The sequence below is a fragment of the Bacillus hominis genome (assembly GCF_030348325.1).
Taxonomy (GTDB): domain Bacteria; phylum Bacillota; class Bacilli; order Bacillales; family Bacillaceae_G; genus Bacillus_A; species Bacillus_A hominis.
Genome location: NZ_JAUCFS010000005.1, coordinates 4028157 through 4043392 on the forward strand (window position 1 = coordinate 4028157; position 15236 = coordinate 4043392).

Annotated in this window: 28 protein-coding genes; 1 reads left to right on the forward strand and 27 read right to left on the reverse strand. The window is 34.7% G+C overall.

Annotated elements, in window-relative coordinates; genetic code table 11:
* Positions 1-2: 2 nt before the first annotated feature.
* The 20 genes from QUF93_RS23460 to QUF93_RS23555 form a co-directional block, all read right to left on the reverse strand.
* Complete coding sequence (locus tag QUF93_RS23460; protein ID WP_078176363.1) at positions 3-599, reverse strand: major tail protein; 597 nt, start codon at positions 597-599, stop codon at positions 3-5.
* Positions 600-929 carry a hypothetical protein gene (locus QUF93_RS23465; RefSeq protein WP_078176362.1) on the reverse strand — a complete coding sequence of 110 codons (330 nt, stop codon included), beginning with the start codon at positions 927-929 and terminating at the stop codon, positions 600-602.
* Positions 926-1285, reverse strand: coding sequence for an HK97 gp10 family phage protein (locus QUF93_RS23470; RefSeq protein ID WP_078176361.1), 360 nt, complete (start codon positions 1283-1285; stop codon positions 926-928). Before QUF93_RS23470 ends, QUF93_RS23465 begins: the two co-directional genes overlap by 4 nt.
* Positions 1278-1577 (reverse strand): phage head closure protein, encoded by a 300-nt coding sequence (locus QUF93_RS23475; RefSeq protein ID WP_078176360.1) that lies wholly within the window; start codon positions 1575-1577, stop codon positions 1278-1280. The genes QUF93_RS23470 and QUF93_RS23475 overlap by 8 nt, the downstream gene beginning before the upstream one ends.
* A complete protein-coding gene (locus QUF93_RS23480; protein WP_289375834.1) occupies positions 1574-1846 on the reverse strand; it encodes a head-tail connector protein in 273 nt (90 codons plus the stop codon). The genes QUF93_RS23475 and QUF93_RS23480 overlap by 4 nt, the downstream gene beginning before the upstream one ends.
* A 2-nt stretch (positions 1847-1848) precedes the next feature.
* Complete coding sequence (locus tag QUF93_RS23485; protein WP_078176358.1) at positions 1849-2106, reverse strand: hypothetical protein; 258 nt, start codon at positions 2104-2106, stop codon at positions 1849-1851.
* Positions 2107-2120: 14 nt separating this feature from the next.
* Entirely contained in the window at positions 2121-3299 is a 1179-nt protein-coding gene (locus QUF93_RS23490) for a phage major capsid protein (protein ID WP_078176357.1), read from the reverse strand.
* A 13-nt stretch (positions 3300-3312) separates the two neighbouring features.
* Positions 3313-3897: an HK97 family phage prohead protease gene (locus tag QUF93_RS23495; protein WP_078176356.1), complete on the reverse strand. Its 585-nt coding sequence runs from the start codon at positions 3895-3897 to the stop codon at positions 3313-3315.
* The gene (locus QUF93_RS23500; RefSeq protein ID WP_078176355.1) at positions 3854-5077 is read right to left on the reverse strand and encodes a phage portal protein; all 1224 of its coding nucleotides are present in this window, start codon (positions 5075-5077) and stop codon (positions 3854-3856) included. Before QUF93_RS23500 ends, QUF93_RS23495 begins: the two co-directional genes overlap by 44 nt.
* Positions 5078-5090: 13 nt before the next feature.
* Positions 5091-6791 carry a terminase large subunit gene (locus QUF93_RS23505; protein WP_078176354.1) on the reverse strand — a complete coding sequence of 567 codons (1701 nt, stop codon included), beginning with the start codon at positions 6789-6791 and terminating at the stop codon, positions 5091-5093.
* On the reverse strand, positions 6788-7150 hold the full coding sequence (locus QUF93_RS23510) for a hypothetical protein (RefSeq protein ID WP_078176353.1): 363 nt from the start codon (positions 7148-7150) through the stop codon (positions 6788-6790). The genes QUF93_RS23505 and QUF93_RS23510 overlap by 4 nt, the downstream gene beginning before the upstream one ends.
* 92 nt (positions 7151-7242) lie before the next feature.
* Positions 7243-7497 carry a hypothetical protein gene (locus QUF93_RS23515; protein WP_078176352.1) on the reverse strand — a complete coding sequence of 85 codons (255 nt, stop codon included), beginning with the start codon at positions 7495-7497 and terminating at the stop codon, positions 7243-7245.
* The gene (locus QUF93_RS23520; protein WP_131829206.1) at positions 7497-7685 is read right to left on the reverse strand and encodes a hypothetical protein; all 189 of its coding nucleotides are present in this window, start codon (positions 7683-7685) and stop codon (positions 7497-7499) included. Before QUF93_RS23520 ends, QUF93_RS23515 begins: the two co-directional genes overlap by 1 nt.
* Positions 7657-7989 (reverse strand): HNH endonuclease, encoded by a 333-nt coding sequence (locus tag QUF93_RS23525; protein ID WP_078176351.1) that lies wholly within the window; start codon positions 7987-7989, stop codon positions 7657-7659. Before QUF93_RS23525 ends, QUF93_RS23520 begins: the two co-directional genes overlap by 29 nt.
* Before the next feature lie 149 nt (positions 7990-8138).
* Complete coding sequence (locus tag QUF93_RS23530; protein WP_078176350.1) at positions 8139-8363, reverse strand: hypothetical protein; 225 nt, start codon at positions 8361-8363, stop codon at positions 8139-8141.
* A 473-nt stretch (positions 8364-8836) separates the two neighbouring features.
* Positions 8837-9877, reverse strand: coding sequence for a hypothetical protein (locus QUF93_RS23535; RefSeq protein ID WP_078176349.1), 1041 nt, complete (start codon positions 9875-9877; stop codon positions 8837-8839).
* Between the two features lie 186 nt (positions 9878-10063).
* Positions 10064-10606, reverse strand: a complete 543-nt coding sequence (locus QUF93_RS23540) for a site-specific integrase (RefSeq protein WP_078176348.1) — start codon at positions 10604-10606, stop codon at positions 10064-10066.
* Positions 10606-11088 (reverse strand): ArpU family phage packaging/lysis transcriptional regulator, encoded by a 483-nt coding sequence (locus QUF93_RS23545; protein ID WP_078176347.1) that lies wholly within the window; start codon positions 11086-11088, stop codon positions 10606-10608. Before QUF93_RS23545 ends, QUF93_RS23540 begins: the two co-directional genes overlap by 1 nt.
* 27 nt (positions 11089-11115) lie before the next feature.
* Positions 11116-11286 (reverse strand): hypothetical protein, encoded by a 171-nt coding sequence (locus QUF93_RS23550; protein ID WP_100248422.1) that lies wholly within the window; start codon positions 11284-11286, stop codon positions 11116-11118.
* Between the two features lie 115 nt (positions 11287-11401).
* Positions 11402-11524 (reverse strand): DUF3983 domain-containing protein, encoded by a 123-nt coding sequence (locus QUF93_RS23555; RefSeq protein ID WP_100248428.1) that lies wholly within the window; start codon positions 11522-11524, stop codon positions 11402-11404.
* A gap of 238 nt (positions 11525-11762) precedes the next feature.
* On the opposite strand from QUF93_RS23555, the gene QUF93_RS23560 reads away from it, so the two are divergent.
* Positions 11763-12335, forward strand: a complete 573-nt coding sequence (locus QUF93_RS23560; protein ID WP_078176346.1) for a restriction endonuclease — start codon at positions 11763-11765, stop codon at positions 12333-12335.
* A 40-nt stretch (positions 12336-12375) separates the two neighbouring features.
* Here QUF93_RS23560 and QUF93_RS23565 read toward each other — a convergent pair whose 3' ends face one another.
* The 7 genes from QUF93_RS23565 to QUF93_RS23595 all read right to left on the reverse strand — a co-directional run bounded on the left by QUF93_RS23565 (position 12376) and on the right by QUF93_RS23595 (position 15234).
* Positions 12376-12552 (reverse strand): hypothetical protein, encoded by a 177-nt coding sequence (locus QUF93_RS23565; RefSeq protein ID WP_165690439.1) that lies wholly within the window; start codon positions 12550-12552, stop codon positions 12376-12378.
* 27 nt (positions 12553-12579) lie between these two features.
* The gene (locus QUF93_RS23570; protein WP_078176345.1) at positions 12580-12879 is read right to left on the reverse strand and encodes a hypothetical protein; all 300 of its coding nucleotides are present in this window, start codon (positions 12877-12879) and stop codon (positions 12580-12582) included.
* Positions 12880-13187: 308 nt separating this feature from the next.
* On the reverse strand, positions 13188-13694 hold the full coding sequence (locus tag QUF93_RS23575) for a BC1872 family protein (protein WP_289375841.1): 507 nt from the start codon (positions 13692-13694) through the stop codon (positions 13188-13190).
* Between the two features lie 417 nt (positions 13695-14111).
* Positions 14112-14561 carry a nucleoside permease gene (locus tag QUF93_RS23580; RefSeq protein ID WP_078176343.1) on the reverse strand — a complete coding sequence of 150 codons (450 nt, stop codon included), beginning with the start codon at positions 14559-14561 and terminating at the stop codon, positions 14112-14114.
* A gap of 12 nt (positions 14562-14573) precedes the next feature.
* Positions 14574-14828, reverse strand: a complete 255-nt coding sequence (locus QUF93_RS23585) for a hypothetical protein (RefSeq protein WP_078176342.1) — start codon at positions 14826-14828, stop codon at positions 14574-14576.
* A 14-nt stretch (positions 14829-14842) separates the two neighbouring features.
* Complete coding sequence (locus tag QUF93_RS23590) at positions 14843-15016, reverse strand: DUF3954 domain-containing protein (RefSeq protein WP_078176341.1); 174 nt, start codon at positions 15014-15016, stop codon at positions 14843-14845.
* A 26-nt stretch (positions 15017-15042) separates the two neighbouring features.
* Positions 15043-15234, reverse strand: coding sequence for a hypothetical protein (locus tag QUF93_RS23595; protein ID WP_078176340.1), 192 nt, complete (start codon positions 15232-15234; stop codon positions 15043-15045).
* Positions 15235-15236 lie beyond the last annotated feature (2 nt).

Here is a 15236-nt window from a genome sequence, read left to right on the forward strand (position 1 = left end):
ATTTATGCCCCCTGTGGTACTGTTGGTTTTTTAACGTAAACTTCTTTGTACCAGTTATCGTAAAGTGCTTGAGTTGTTTTGGAAGTTGTTTTTGTTTTAACCATCGGTCTTCCACCAGGTGCTAAAACGATTGGACTAGAAACAAACTTCAATTCATTTGTATTTGGTTCAGCTGAATTTGTTTTTGTTTTAGATGCAATTGTTGGACGACTTGCTGCACAGTTATACATAACATGTCGAGTCGCGTTTACATCGCCATCGAATTCAAATAGTAATGCAAATGATTTTCCTTTCGCATCGGCTAATTCATTTAATACACCATCTGTTTCATCTAATTGCTCTCCTAACGCATCAATGGCGAATTGTTCAGGGATAGTAGCAATACTCAACGTTCCATCGTAACCCTGGTTATTACTTGCCGCATAATACAGCATGTCATCTGCATAGAATTCAATTAAATCACCACGTGGTTCAAATGTTAGTTCAACCCCACCAGGTAATGGAATTGGCGTACCAAATTTCACTAAAAAATCTTGAATATCAATTGGGACATAATGTACATTCTTCAAACCAAATGTGACTTTATTTTCTTTATTCATTTATATCAACCTCGTTTCATATATTTTTTGAAATAATTTCTCGGAATCTATAAAAACCTCAGAAGATTCATAAGGGATCTCATTATCATCTAAAACTTGTTCGAGCTTGGATTCAGCATCTAAATCCTTTTTAATTGTGTAAAGTTCAATAGTTACATCGTTTATTTTGTGATGTACTTTGTTATCAGCAATCATGTTCGGTGAGCCGTCCACAAGATAACAAATATAAGGTGGCTTTGGTACAGGCTTACCTGGCGTTGCTGTGAAATGCGAATAGGCCACAGGATAACCTGTAGCATCAAGAATCTTTTTTAATTCAATTAAATTCATTGTTGAATCGCCCTTTCAACAAGTTCAGTAAAGTCATTTATCGCTTTTTCTTCAGCTGGAGCGATATGGACTTTAGCTGGTGGTACACGTCCACCGCCAGCTTTTGCATGTCCTTTCTCCAACAAATGAGTAAGTTGTGGCTTTAAAGCATTATAAACAATGATCGAATTACCATCTTTTTTCTTACGCCAACCTTTGCTATACTTACCTGTTTTTTTAGGACTTTCTTGTTTCAACTCCTGGACAAGGTTATCTGAAACCTCTTCTTTTGCAACTTCCATGTCTTCTTCTACTAAGTTAGAGTACCTTTGTAGTTCTTTAGTAATTTCACTAGCAAAATCATTAATGTTAGCCACCAATATCGACCTCACAATACAACTCAATTTTTTCGTCATCTCTTTCGTATGTGCGATAGATGTTATATGTTTTTTCACCATATTTAACTTTTACTTCTTCTTGATAATCAAACAAATGGATGATTAATACACAGCTAGATTTGATTCCATTCTGCCCCGCTTGGAAAAATTCTGATTGAGGGACAGATTTTTTTCTACAGAATACTTGTCTACTAAACATTTCAATTTCTTCTGTTTGACCTAAATCATCTTCTTCCGTTTTGAATTCCGGAAAAAATAGAATATCGTTCATTTGTAATCACCCGCTAATGTTAGATGATTTTTGAGCATATTATATGATAATTGGAATCTCTCAGCTTCCTTTGCATCCGGAATGAAATTAGCTTTCGTATAAGTGATAATCGCTCGTTTAATAAGTGAATCAGTGTCCACATTCGCTTTTGTAGAAGAAACGCCCGACAACATTAAGTCGTGCCGGGCTGCTTCAATTAAATCTGAAATTTCATCATCCAGAGCATCATGTGAGACGCGTAATGCCTTCTTAACCGTTTCGAGCATCATATTTATTCACCCACTTGCTTCAGTTCTTTTAAAGCTTCAAGTGCAGCTTCTTTCCCTTTGATTTTTTCACCATTAGGTAGTGGATAATACCCACCCCCTACATGTTGAGGTTCTTCAGAATCCTCTTGTTTTACTTTAAGGAATCCTTCTTCTTGTAAAAAAGCGATGCGTTCCGGGTCTTCTGACTCGTACACATCGCCTTCTGAATACCCTATTTGTGTATCTTTATCGATAAACGGCTTAATTACTAAGTTTTTCATTTATTATCAACTCCTTAAACTGCAGCTGCCTTTTTAAGAACTACTAATGAGTTATTATCGACAACCTTACCATCCACAATCATAATTGCCTTTGTTACAAGATCATCAGTTTCATTGTCTTCATATTTCTTAACTCCCATTTGATAGTTAGTGTTAAGAATATAATCTTTGTAGTTAAATAAGAATGCAAATGGTTTGCCCGTTGCTGCAGTCGAGAAACTATCAACATAGTTGCATAAATTAACTGGACGCCCTAATAAAACTCGTTCCGGTTTACCAGCGATACCATAATTAGTACGTGCAATTGGTTGTCCTGCACTATCTGTCATAGCTGAAAATGCCATAAATGTTTTCTTTGTCATTGTCCAAACAGCATTCGCTTCATATTCAAGTGGTAATGCTGCTTCTGCATCAATGAGCGTTTTGTATTCGATTTTAGCGATATCTAATGCTTGTCCTGTGACAGGAGTTTCAGTCAAAATACCTTTTGGTTGTCCAGAACCAGTTCCGCTAATAATTGATTGTTCAATTGCTTTTGTCATTGCTTCCACAATATTGTTGATTAAAGTAGACTCAAAGACTACTAGTGCCATAGTATCTACTTCAAGAGAAACAGCTACAGCACAACGTAATTTATTGTAGTTAAAAGTAATACTGCCAGTAGGTTTCTTCTGTTTATCACTTCCAGCACTTTCAGCTACCCATGTTGCAACTGGTTTAACAGCTGAAGTCGGAACAGTTACTCCGCCTTTAATAGCTGTACGTGTAACTAATGGAAGAATCATTCCAACAGCTTCGATTTTTTCAATAATTTGATTCAATACAGTTTGTGGAATTACAGATCCTACATCGCCAGTTTTTGTTACTGCATTTGCACGAAGTTCAACCGGAATTGCCTCACCGCGCAATACATAATTCATGAAAGCATTACGATATTCAAGAGAATCTACACCGATTTCACGTTGTTCCTCTCCTGGATTAGTATTAAATGTTTCAATCGTACGAGTACCTGGTACATTACCTTCATTAATTGAGCGAGCTTCATTTAACAGTCGTTGACGTGTTTCAATCTGACCCTTCTTATCATTTAATTCACGTAATTCTGTGTCTAATGCTGTAAGATCTACTTCTTGATCACTTTCTAATAAACTACGAATTTCTGTCATACGCGCTAAAATTTGTTCTAATGTCATCTAAATCTCTCCTCTATAAATATGTTTTTAAAATTAATCTCTTACGTAATTCATGTTGTTCTTTTACTTGTACATAATTCCGATAAGGATCGTATCCTCTTGCACTTACCTCAGAATCTGGATAAGCCGGAAAAGCAACCGCACTCACTTCTAATAATTTAGCTTTGGTTACAGTCCGTAACATAAGATCATCGTCAGGTTCTTCAATTTCTTCACTTATCATGCTAAATCCAAACGAGACGCCATCCACATCACCACGCTTAATTGATTTGTAAGTGTCATTACCTAAAGTTGTATCTGGTAAATCTAATTCAAAACGTAAGCCCACAGCATCCTCGCTTAAACGCAAAGTATTATTTTTCGTTCTACCTAATACTTTCGATGTATCATGTGACCATAAAAAACGTTGGTCATCATTTTGCAATGTTTCTGTAAATGCTCCATTTTTGAATTGCTCACGAAACTTACGGTAATATCCCATGACTAAAGATTTCTTTTCCCACTTTACTGCATAGCCTATAAGTGTCCGATTTCCATTGTCATCTTCTCTGATTTCAATCTTCTGCGTTACTATTTCCCTTGTCTCCGTCTTGTCCATTGTTCCCACCTCCTTTATCAGTTACCTTTCCGTCTTTAACTAGCGCTGTATCTAGTCTTCGAATTGGTTTATCTCCACCTTCAATTGGACCCAATGAAAGAATGGAACGCCATTCATTCGGTGTCATTGCTCCTCTATCAACCATCTGAACTAAATTCATCTTAGTAGACATAGAAGCATACTGAAGACTGGACGCCTCATAAATAATCTTGTTTCCGAATCCTCTTTCTCCACGAGAAAAAAGCTTGCGAGTCATTTCACCTGCAAACTGCATTGCTAATGGTTCTATTTCAGATTCGTAATATGCATTCCATTCATCTTCTGTATATTTCGACTGAATAATTTTCTCGTTGGTATTAAAAAAGTTATAAATCCTTTGAGTTGTTTCTTGCATCTGTTTAGAGTCAGGAACAAATGCCTCATTCTTAACTTGATCTAAATCATAACGAGGATCAGTAGCCGCTGCACCTCCGTTTACATTATCGATACTTAGATAATTCTTAACGAAATTGCTAACCTGCATATCAATATCATCTTGCTTTAATACAGATTTGAATTTAAGAACCCATTTAATGATTGCACTGTTTTTAATCGCTTTTACAATACCTTGGTCAGTAGTTGAAACGATATCCATAAGAGATGCCAATGATTTACCAGGATGTTCACCAAAGAAATCATCTTCATTAAAATCTTTTCTCAGATGAATAACATCTGTATAAGGAACTGTCATGTGTTTCCCGTTTTTAAAATAAAACTTTAAGAAGATATCTCCTAAAGTTCCTTCTACAACTTCAACAGTCATACAAGGTATCGGATAAATTTCAGTAGCATATCCTAAATCATCGCGTTTAATATAAGCAAAAGCGTTATGATTAAGCTCTAATTGCACTGTCATTTTTTCTTGAAATACCTGTCCTATCATTAATGGGTTTGGTTCTTCTAAAATGAATCGAATATACGGTTCAGGATTCACCTTAAACCCCGTTGAGTTATCTCTAATATGTTTAGCAATTAACTTACCTACAGCTTTTGCTTTAGGACGTATACAAGCCCTGATAATATCACTCTGATAAATATCTCCATTCCATGCAAAAAAGCCTCCTCCATTATCGTTTACCATTTCAAAACGAGTTGTAGTAGGTGTTTGCTTCTTACCGAATATCTTGTTAAATAACCCCAATTTCTCACCTCCCTTAAATCATGTTTAGGTAATCATTACGTTTCTCTTGAAGTACCACATATGCATTTAAAAGAGCTGCGGTTCCGTCAATCCTTCTACGTTGATTATTCGTTTTGTTCGGCTGTATATTAAGGTTTTTATCAACGTCAATAGCTGTGTTTGATAAACACCATTTATCAATAGGATTATTATTATAATTTACTAAGTTTGATTCTAAATCTGCTCCTAATAGTTTCATAGGACTAGAAAGTGTTTGTTTACCTTGGGCAACTGGAATCATTGCTTCTTTACCAAAGTAGCCTTCCATTTCCTCTACCCAATATTTTGCGGACCATCTATCATAACCAATCCACGGAATATAAATACCGTATTCATCACGTATTTCTAAAAACCATTCAGTAACAAATTTATAATGCACTGAGTTGCCTGGTGTCGTTCTTAATAATCCTTGTTCTTCCCATAAATTATAGGGAATTTTATCCTCTTTACTTCTTTTTTCAAGTAAATCCTCTGGAAGCCAATACATCTGTTTAACATAGATATGCGGATCATTTGGAAGCATAAAAATAACCTTCGCTGCGGTTAAATCGGTTGTTGAAGATAAATCACAACCACCAATACCATAAGAAGGCTTTAATTTTGCTATATCAAAGATAGCTTTATTATTTAATTGTTCAAATGTTAACCAAGCTTCTGTACTTGTTTCACGAATATTAAAATCTTTTGTTAATAAGTTTTTAACTAATAACGAATTTGCTTTTGCTTTATTTACTTTTGTTTCAAGTTGATCCGTCTTTTTTATCGTACCTAAACCCGGATTAGCTTTTGCCCATTTGGTATTATCAGTCCATTCATCTCTTTTATCCAATTCATATATAATCGGCAAGAAACGATCATCTTTATAACCATCTGGATCATCCAAACCATTTAAAAGCATCTCCGCTTCTTCATATTTCATATCATAAACAGATTCACGAATGGTTCCAGCTGTTGTAATCATAAATATCATTGGTTGTTCCCTTGAAGAAGTACCATCCACTATAACGTCATATAGATTCTTATCTTTCCAAGCATGTATTTCGTCCATCATCGCTCCATGAACATTTAGACCGTCAAGTGTTTCCGAATCACTTCCCAATGGTTTAAACGTACTGTCATTAAAATCTGCGTTCAATTCACGAACAAGCGGTTTAATTCGCTTTAATAATACAGGTGATTTCTTAACCATCCTTTTTGCATCTAACCAAACTAATTTCGCTTGGTCTAATTTAGTAGCAACCGCATATATCTCGGCACCAGGTTCTCCGTCAGCCACTTGTAAATACAATCCAATTCCAGAAGCAATTGTTGATTTCCCATTTTTACGAGCTACTATTAAAAGTATTTCTCTGTGCTTTCTTGTACCGTCAATTTTATGTACAAATCCAAACGAAGCTGCTAAAAATGCTTTTTGCCAAATCTCTAATTCGATGGGCTTACCGCCCCATTTACCTTTTGAGTGTTTGCAAAAATTCTCAATAAATTCTATTACATGATTCGCTTTCTTAGCATCATACTCAAATACAGAAGAAGTATCATACACATCGTCAACAAGCTTCTTATAAATTCGCCTAACTTTATTAGATACAATTACTTCTCCAGATTCGATTTGATTGTAATACTCAATGATTGGATTATAAGTTAATGGGTACTGCTTTCTTACTCGTTTACTCATTTATCAGCCACGAATTCATCAAATCCATCGTCCTCTTCTTTAGGTTGCTCTTTTGGTAACAAATCAGTTAATTGCTTCATGACCTGGACGTGGTTTTTTATCATAGTATTGTATACTTCTACTGCTGAGGATTTCTTAATACCAAATTGATTTGCTCCATTTTGGTATTGCTCCGTAACCCCATTCTTATTTATTTCTTCTTGTAAATCTTCTAAAGTGACAGCCATAAAAGCAGCATTTTTTATGAGTGAAGAAATAGCTCTTTTTTTCTTTGGATCTAAATTCTTCAATAAACTGTTTAATCGTGTCATCTCTCTCTTAATTCGTTTTTCTTTTTCTATATCTAGATTATCACTCATAAAATTCCACTCCTTTCATGACCACACCCCCTATAGAAATGACCCGTGTGTTACGTGAAGCTCCCCTATCGGTCCCCTTAGGAGCCTTTGATTTATTTTTCAAAGGGGGGGATTGGTTCTTTTTGTTCCTGATTGTTTTCTTCTAAGAATTCATCCATTGTTTTATCCAACAAACTGATCATCGCTTCTCTTCTTTGCTTTGGCGTTGTGTTGTCTTCCATTGCATTAAAGACTGGGATTGCACTTTCTAGTTTTTGTTTATCAATACGTTCGTTTACAAGATCTTGTCCAAGCAATGGAATTAATGTACCAATTACAACCGCTTGTTCTTGTTTAGTTAGTTTCATTATCTCTCCGCCTTCTTTCTAATTAACTCTCTAGATAATCGCTTCGTTTCTTCTACATCTACAGATTTACATTTTGGACAAGCTACATAAATGCCATCATCACCAGGAATACGAATATTAATCCACTCATGCTCACATGTTTGGTCAATATTTCCGTTGCTACGTTCCATTCTTTCGTGGGCTTTCATCCTTCATCCTCCTAATCAAATCTCCATTCTCATCAAACATTACATCATCTCTAATCAATACAGACTTACCAAACGTCTTTGCATTATGACATGGTAAGCATAAGTATTGCAGGTTCTCATGGTTCAATGTTATATCTGGATTGTTTATAGTATCTGGTGTTATCTCCGTGATATGGTCAACGATATACCCTGGTTCTTCTTTACAATGCTCACACATACCATCTAATGTTGTAGCTATGTATGATGCTCTACACTTCTTCCATGCTGTTGATTTATAAAAATGCTTTGCATATTCCTTAGCCATTCAATCACCACTTATCTTTCCTTAGTTCCCGTAAATAAGCCTAGCCAAATACCTATGATAAGCGCTATTGGTTTAATCACTCAACATCATCACCTATATAATTTTTTTATAATAAAAAGCCACACCTTTTGATGTGACTTACAAATAACTTATTTTAACTCTGCAATACCGTTCCTTTTGAAAGTGTATTTCTTATCACACTCTTCGCAATAACAATTAATCTGACGGTTTTTATAACCTACAATATAATCTCTTTCTTCATAAACTTTCCCTTTCCCACATGGACACTCATACATTGTTTCTTTTATATCACCATTAGTAGAACGAATCCCAACATCACTTAAAGACTTACTATCAATTTCTTTTAACTGCATTCTTTACACCTCCTACTTACATTATTCAATAGAAGGTAACATTTTCCTAGTCCAATAACAAAAATAAAAGAGCAACCATGCACCAGTTGCCCTTTCGTCAAAATCTTATGTTATTACTATAAATACGGTAAATGAAGTTTTATTCTTCTTCCAATCACTTAATGCCGTTACATTCATCCGCTCCAACAATATTAAGTAACTGGAAGAAGAGCAAAAGCCCTTCTCCGTATACATAACGTGAATTGCAATTGAATGTGAAATCAAGAAACAGCTACTCATTCAATCTGCAACCATCGCCACCGGTTATAACGATCCATTTTCAGTTATAAGGAATTTTGCGAGCAATGTTTTCCGCCATTTCTCACAATACAAATATATCACGTTGATTCCAAAACAACCGGCACATTTACTGCCAAAAAGCGGTCACGACTCTGCCACATAAATCCCATTATAAGATTGCCTATTATAAAACATCAACAAAATAAATTCATGTTTTTATCATTTAACAAGGATCTTTTGCCATCACCTGCTGCGATTGTCTTTACATAATATCTATGAATTCTAGAATGCGTTTTTGTACCTAGTTCATTCCACTTAATTGGAGAAATCACCCAGTTTTCAAAGTATGCCACTATTAAATTAGAAATTATAACTTTTTGCATTCTAATACTTTTGGAAAGAATTTGCTCCCTTATAAACTTATATTTTCTTTTATTTCTTGCAAAATAACTTAATAAAATATAAGTTTTTCCTTCTTGCGGAAAAATTGTAACGAATAGTGGAGCTAATTGCGCATCTAAATCATCTAAGTGATTTATCACTTCATTATTTAAATCTCTTTCAATAAAGGTGATAGAAGAAACAGCTATGTGATATTCTTCATCTAATTCTATTACATCTGTAACAATCTCGTTAAAATTAGAATTATCTAAGTCATTATTCATTCTCTTCCTAAAAAGTTTTAATCTAGCTTCCGCATCCTCTTGTCCTATCAAAGTACCTGTAACAGTATCAGCCATATATTGAATATGTGCTATATCCGGCTGATTATTTTCATCAAATATATTGCTCAATTTATGATATTCTCCAGCCTTGATGTACTGCCGCATTTTTCTAAACATATCTCCAACAGTTGTCTTTGTATGATACTCTTTTGCCAAAGCTCTATATGCAAATAAAAATTCTTGTTCTTTATTTCCCACTTGATAGTTCTTTTCCTCAATAGGCATAAACAAATCGTTATCGTGTCTTCCACAAAAACCCGTAAAAGTTGTGGCTATTCTTCTGCCTTTTCGTTGCATTGAGGTTTTAAAGTTTGAAGAGTTATCACTCCCCCCACCTATCATTAATACTTCTCCATTTTCGGAAATTTCGTTTAATATTCTATTATTTTGTATAGAATGGGCTTTTATTATCCTATCATTGCAATTCTCATCTTGATGGAAGCATTCCTTTAAAAAGCACTCTTTCTTGATTTTTTCTAAATTCTCAAAAATATTATCTTTCTTCTTCATTTCCATCCCTCCATAACTATATACAATTATAACATTATACTTTCAAGTTACCCATATCTTATATTGTGTGTAACTGACCCCTTCGTGAAATCCCTTGCTACCATTGAATTCGTAATACTTTCTCTTTTGAGTTACACAGTACGAAATTTATGAGTAACTGTATAAGTTTAAAAGAAAAAACAATGCTTAGATTTTAAATCTAGTCATTGCTTTATCCATTGCATCTTGATTTACACCTATATAACGTAACGTGACCTTCTCTGACGAATGATTGAATATCTCCATTAGTAATGCTATGTTTTTCGTTTGCATGTACATATGATACCCGTATGTCTTTCTCAACGTATGTGTTCCTATTTCATCTAATCCAAACTCTGCTGCTGCTCCACTGAGTATCTTATATGCCATACTTCGCCCAATAGGACGATTCTTCCCTTGTCTACTTTGTAACAGATACTCATTGTCTCCCATTTCTTCAATAAACCATTTAAGTTCTCTTTTTAATACTGCAGTAATTTGAATACGTTTTTGTTTACCTGTCTTCTTTTCGCGCATAGATATATGGCTACTTTTTACGTCACCTACTTTCAATTTTAATATGTCACTAATTCGCAAACCTGTATTAATCCCCATGATAAACAGAATATAATTACGATCACTCTTGTCTTTGAAGTACTCCTTTAGATACTGTATTTGTTCTGGATCACGTATTGGCTGAACAAAATTCATTATTCATTACCTCCAGTCTCTTCTGTCTCGTAAACTTCTAATCCAAGTGCAAAAGCGAGCTTATAAAATGCTTTAGACTTCCAACGTCGATAAGTACGCTCCGACATTCCGATTTCGTTATAAACCATGTAATCACATACATCCTCTTCTTCTAAATAACGTTTATAAATAATATCCCTTTGGATAATTCCTGCACGTCCGTTTCCTAATCGATTTAGAAATTGATCAATACGTAATGACATTCTTTCAAGCCATTCTTCTCGTTTACTTTGTTGAATATTTGCTATGGCAACATCTTCTAACGGCTTACCAACTACATGTGTAGGACCGTGCTCGCGCATTTCATAAGAAGGAGTGACTTTCATTTCTTTACGCATCATCCCAAATTGTCTATGTATACGTACGCTTTCCAACACGCCTTCTAATTCCTCTTGTGTTGCCGTTCTATCGATTTTTGGTAAGAAAGATAATTGTTTAGTCATGTAAGACCACTCCTTTTTATTTTTTAATTACTTTTGTCTTAATGCACCACGTCTACGTTCATAACGTGGTCCATGAACCCCCATTAAATTTTCAATGTCACGAGTGCTTAGATTCTCTTTTGGTTTTTTCTTCTTTTTCTTTTTCACTTGATTCGATTGCTTTTCCCATTCACGCAATTGATCCTTTAGTACTTTCATTCTCCTCATCTCCCTTTTCAAAATAAAAAGGACACCTATTCCTAAAACAGCCATATTGCTGCTTTAATGAATTGGTGTCCTCTAGTTTTCTAGCCGGACCGTATTCTGTTTTCATTTATTTGATAATACCAGCCTGCACAAAGATGTTTCTCCAAGCTTTGTTAACTTGGTATTTATCAACGGCTACCACACGACGAGCGATAGCTTTTCTTATTTTCTTTTTCTTTGCATTTGCCATTCCTCTCATCCCTTTCATGCAAAAGTCTCTCATTTCCATTTTGGAGCGTTTTACTCCTTTTGATACCTTATTACATTCAAAAATAATCTAAACGTGAATTGTACCTATTATATAAATTCTTTTTCCCCACAAAAGGATTATTTTGTACAAATTTTTCAATCTCATATACATATATGTTTATTCCCCTATATAATTTAGCTGATGCACTATATTGATAAAATAATACGAGGTGTAAAATATGTTTGAAATATTAATAATTGCTTTACTTATTATACTTCTAATAGGATTTTTCGTTAAACGTAAACAAAAGAAAGAAAACAAGATTAATATGCAAAAACTAGCGGAACTTAAAGCACTTGAAATACAAAAAGCTGCGAAACTTAAAGCACTTGAAATGCAAAAGAGACTAGAAATGCGCCAATCACATATTGATGCTATCGACCTTATGAAAGGAAGACAATTCGAACAATATTTGAATGTTATATTTCAAGAATTAGGATATGAATCGCAAGTCACAAAGGGATCTGGTGACTTTGGAGCGGATTTAATTTTAAAAAGTAATAACGAAACAATCATTGTGCAAGCGAAACGTCACCGTAATAAAGTTAGCCTCCAAGCTGTTCAAGAAGTCGTTGCAGCAAGAGGTTACTATAACGCTAATCACGCATGGGTTGTAACTAATAACTACTTCACAGAATCAGCACAGGAATTAGCAAATGCTAACGATGTATTACTACTTGATCGCAACCGATTAATTAAGCTAAGTGAACAAGCAAATCGTCATCCATCAGCTGTAGGGCCGAGCAGTTAGCTTTTGCTAGCTGCTCTTTTGTATAAAATGAAATTTTTGTTTAGTTTTTATCTTTTTCCAACTGTTCTTTCGCTCTATTGACTACCCACTCTAACTCCTGTTCATTCAGATTTTTACAATGAACGTTATCTCTATAGTTATCTGTTATCTCCCCACTTTGCATATCAAAAGACAACCATATTGCTGCAATTTCTAATCCCATTTCATAGTAGCTCAAGATTCTTCACCTCTAACCAATTAACGTTTAGTCATTCCAGCTAAAACAAATGTAATGTTCGTAGTAAGATGATTCGAAAATCGTCTTATATTCTTCTTTCTTAAAATCAACCTTCACACCACCCATTAATTCTTGTAACTTTTCTGTAAATAGTTTTGAATGCATAATATGCTTATCTGGATTTTCTTTATGAATTTGATATCTATAACCTGAATATCCGTTTGCGGCACTTTCGGTTATTACACCTTCCATTTCCTCTGCAAATTCTATTACTTTTTCATCAATGGCTTTTTCTTGGATTTCTTTCAAATTTCCCACTAACGACATATCCATTCTCCCTTTCTATTCAAATAACGATTTTGTTTGAAAAATGTATATTTTTATACGCAATTCATATACATTAAATAACCTGTTATGTCTTAAACTAATATTTTAGTGCCATTCCACTTTTTTTTAGACAACAAGCCCTCCGGTTGTTGTCTTTTTTCTTTTCTCTATTCAAATAAAAATTTTGTTTATAAGCTACACATAAATTATGAACATACATACAATATTCATGATCATCTTATTTCAATGCTCTTTTGCTCATAGAGCGCCTTAAAAAGCGCTCTTTTTATTTAAATAAGGATTTTGTCTTAATTTCCTCTAACTGCATTTACGGCTGCTGCACAAACAGCAATTCCAAACTTTTCTTCAACGATGTAATCATTTTCATCTATGTTAACTTGCCAATTACCATTTTCATTTTTAATCCTCACTTCACGGTCATCTTCATCCAAACGATCTAAGACGATTGCCGCGTAGTTGATTGCATCGAATTTTTCTATTGGCATATCATGAAACGCTTTTCCATCTTTCCCCCAATGAGTTTCTACCTTTACCCATCCAAGCACTTCAAGAGCAATTACATCATTTAATTTTCCAACTTCATTCAAGTCTTCAAATGAAATCCAACTTTCTTCAAAATGAGCCACAAAATTTTCATCAATAGCGCTATACGTAATACATCCGATTCTCCATTCACAACCATCATGTGCTATTACAGAATCATATTGTTTTAACGATTCACCGTTCTTATCAACTACATTTATTTCAATTGCACCTTGTTTCCACATTTCTTTTGCTTTTTCGATATTAGACATCTCTCATTCTCCCCTTCGTTTTAAAATAAGAATTTTGTTAAAAAAATTAATTAAATTCTCTAGCATGGTGCACTCTATACCTAAAAGGAGTAATCATGAAAATTTTAAAATACATAGCACTGACAATTGGATGGCTTACATTACTGTCTCTTTGGTATACAGCATTCTTTTTGTAATTATTTCAACGCTGCTGTCTTAGATTTTTTATTAAAAATTATCACCATTAGGCAAAAGTCACATATATTATTATGGATTGTTATTCATAGTAATAGGCGGAGCACCCTGGTCAGGTGCTCTTTTTTATTTATTAATCAAATAACTATTTTGTTATAAAGCCGCTGATAATAATTCCGACTTCAATACCCTTTTTAGAAGCTGTTTCGTAATCCTCATCAGCAATGACCGGACCGTAATGATTCATAACACTGCCTCCTTGGCTTGCGCTGGTTTACGTCCTCTTGCCTCTACTGGTTTTGTTGCCGCCTTTTCTACATCCCACTTTCTAGTGATTACCCTTGACATGAACGTGTTGTATCCAATTCCATTGGGTTTTGCGAGAGCTAACCATAATTTCCCTAACCCTTTACTTTTTTTCACTGGTTTCGTAGCAGCCTCTTGATATCCCCACCCATATTCCAACCTGCTGTAATACGTAGCACTATTGATACCATTTTCCGTAGCTACTTTACGCCATTCCATATGCAATCCCTCGAATTTGTTATGCCTTACGCTTTTTGGTGGTGCCGTTAATGCTTCTTCTAAATCCCATTCTGCTTCATACACACGATATTTCAGTGCACCTCTACTTATCCCATTCGCAGATGCTCTTGCATATTCCTCATCCGTTAACCATCGATTTAAAGCCATTCCTTGACCCTCCTAATCTAGTGCCAGAAATTCAGCTCTGGTACGGTTTGAATGAGTTATCCTAATCTTCTGAATACCATTCCCGTGCTCTTCTATCGCTGCATTCCAAGCTTCATTTTCAGTCTTAGCATCAAAACAATCCATCTTTTGCCGTTCCTCTTTATCGTAGAAATGTACTTCATAGCTTGGATTCAAAAACTTTGCACTGGTACTTATTGCGTTATAATTGAAACTCCCAATAACATCATCGATTGTTAATTGCTTCATAATCGTATCCCCAGTTATTTAATTTTTTCTGTGCTTGTGGTTGATACACGATCAACTTTCCCACCTTGCCAAATAATTGTTTGCTCTCCAAATCCTGTTGCAGGAGGACTAACCGGAGTTACCTCTCCATTTTTGACCACATAAATTTTGTTATCAGTAATATCAATTTCAATTTTTGTAGGCTTCATACGATTGAAATCCCCCATTTCTATTGTTAGCTAACCTTTTGCTGTTTCTGTTTTAATGATTGTTTCATTGATTCAAACTTCACTAGCCATGCTTCCCAACGCTTTTGATTTTCTTCTTGCTGTTGTTTTGCTACTTCACAATTACAACCATTTGTTTCTATTACACCCGGATAAGTTTCTTTACGAATAATTCCTGTATCATGACATAATGCACACATTG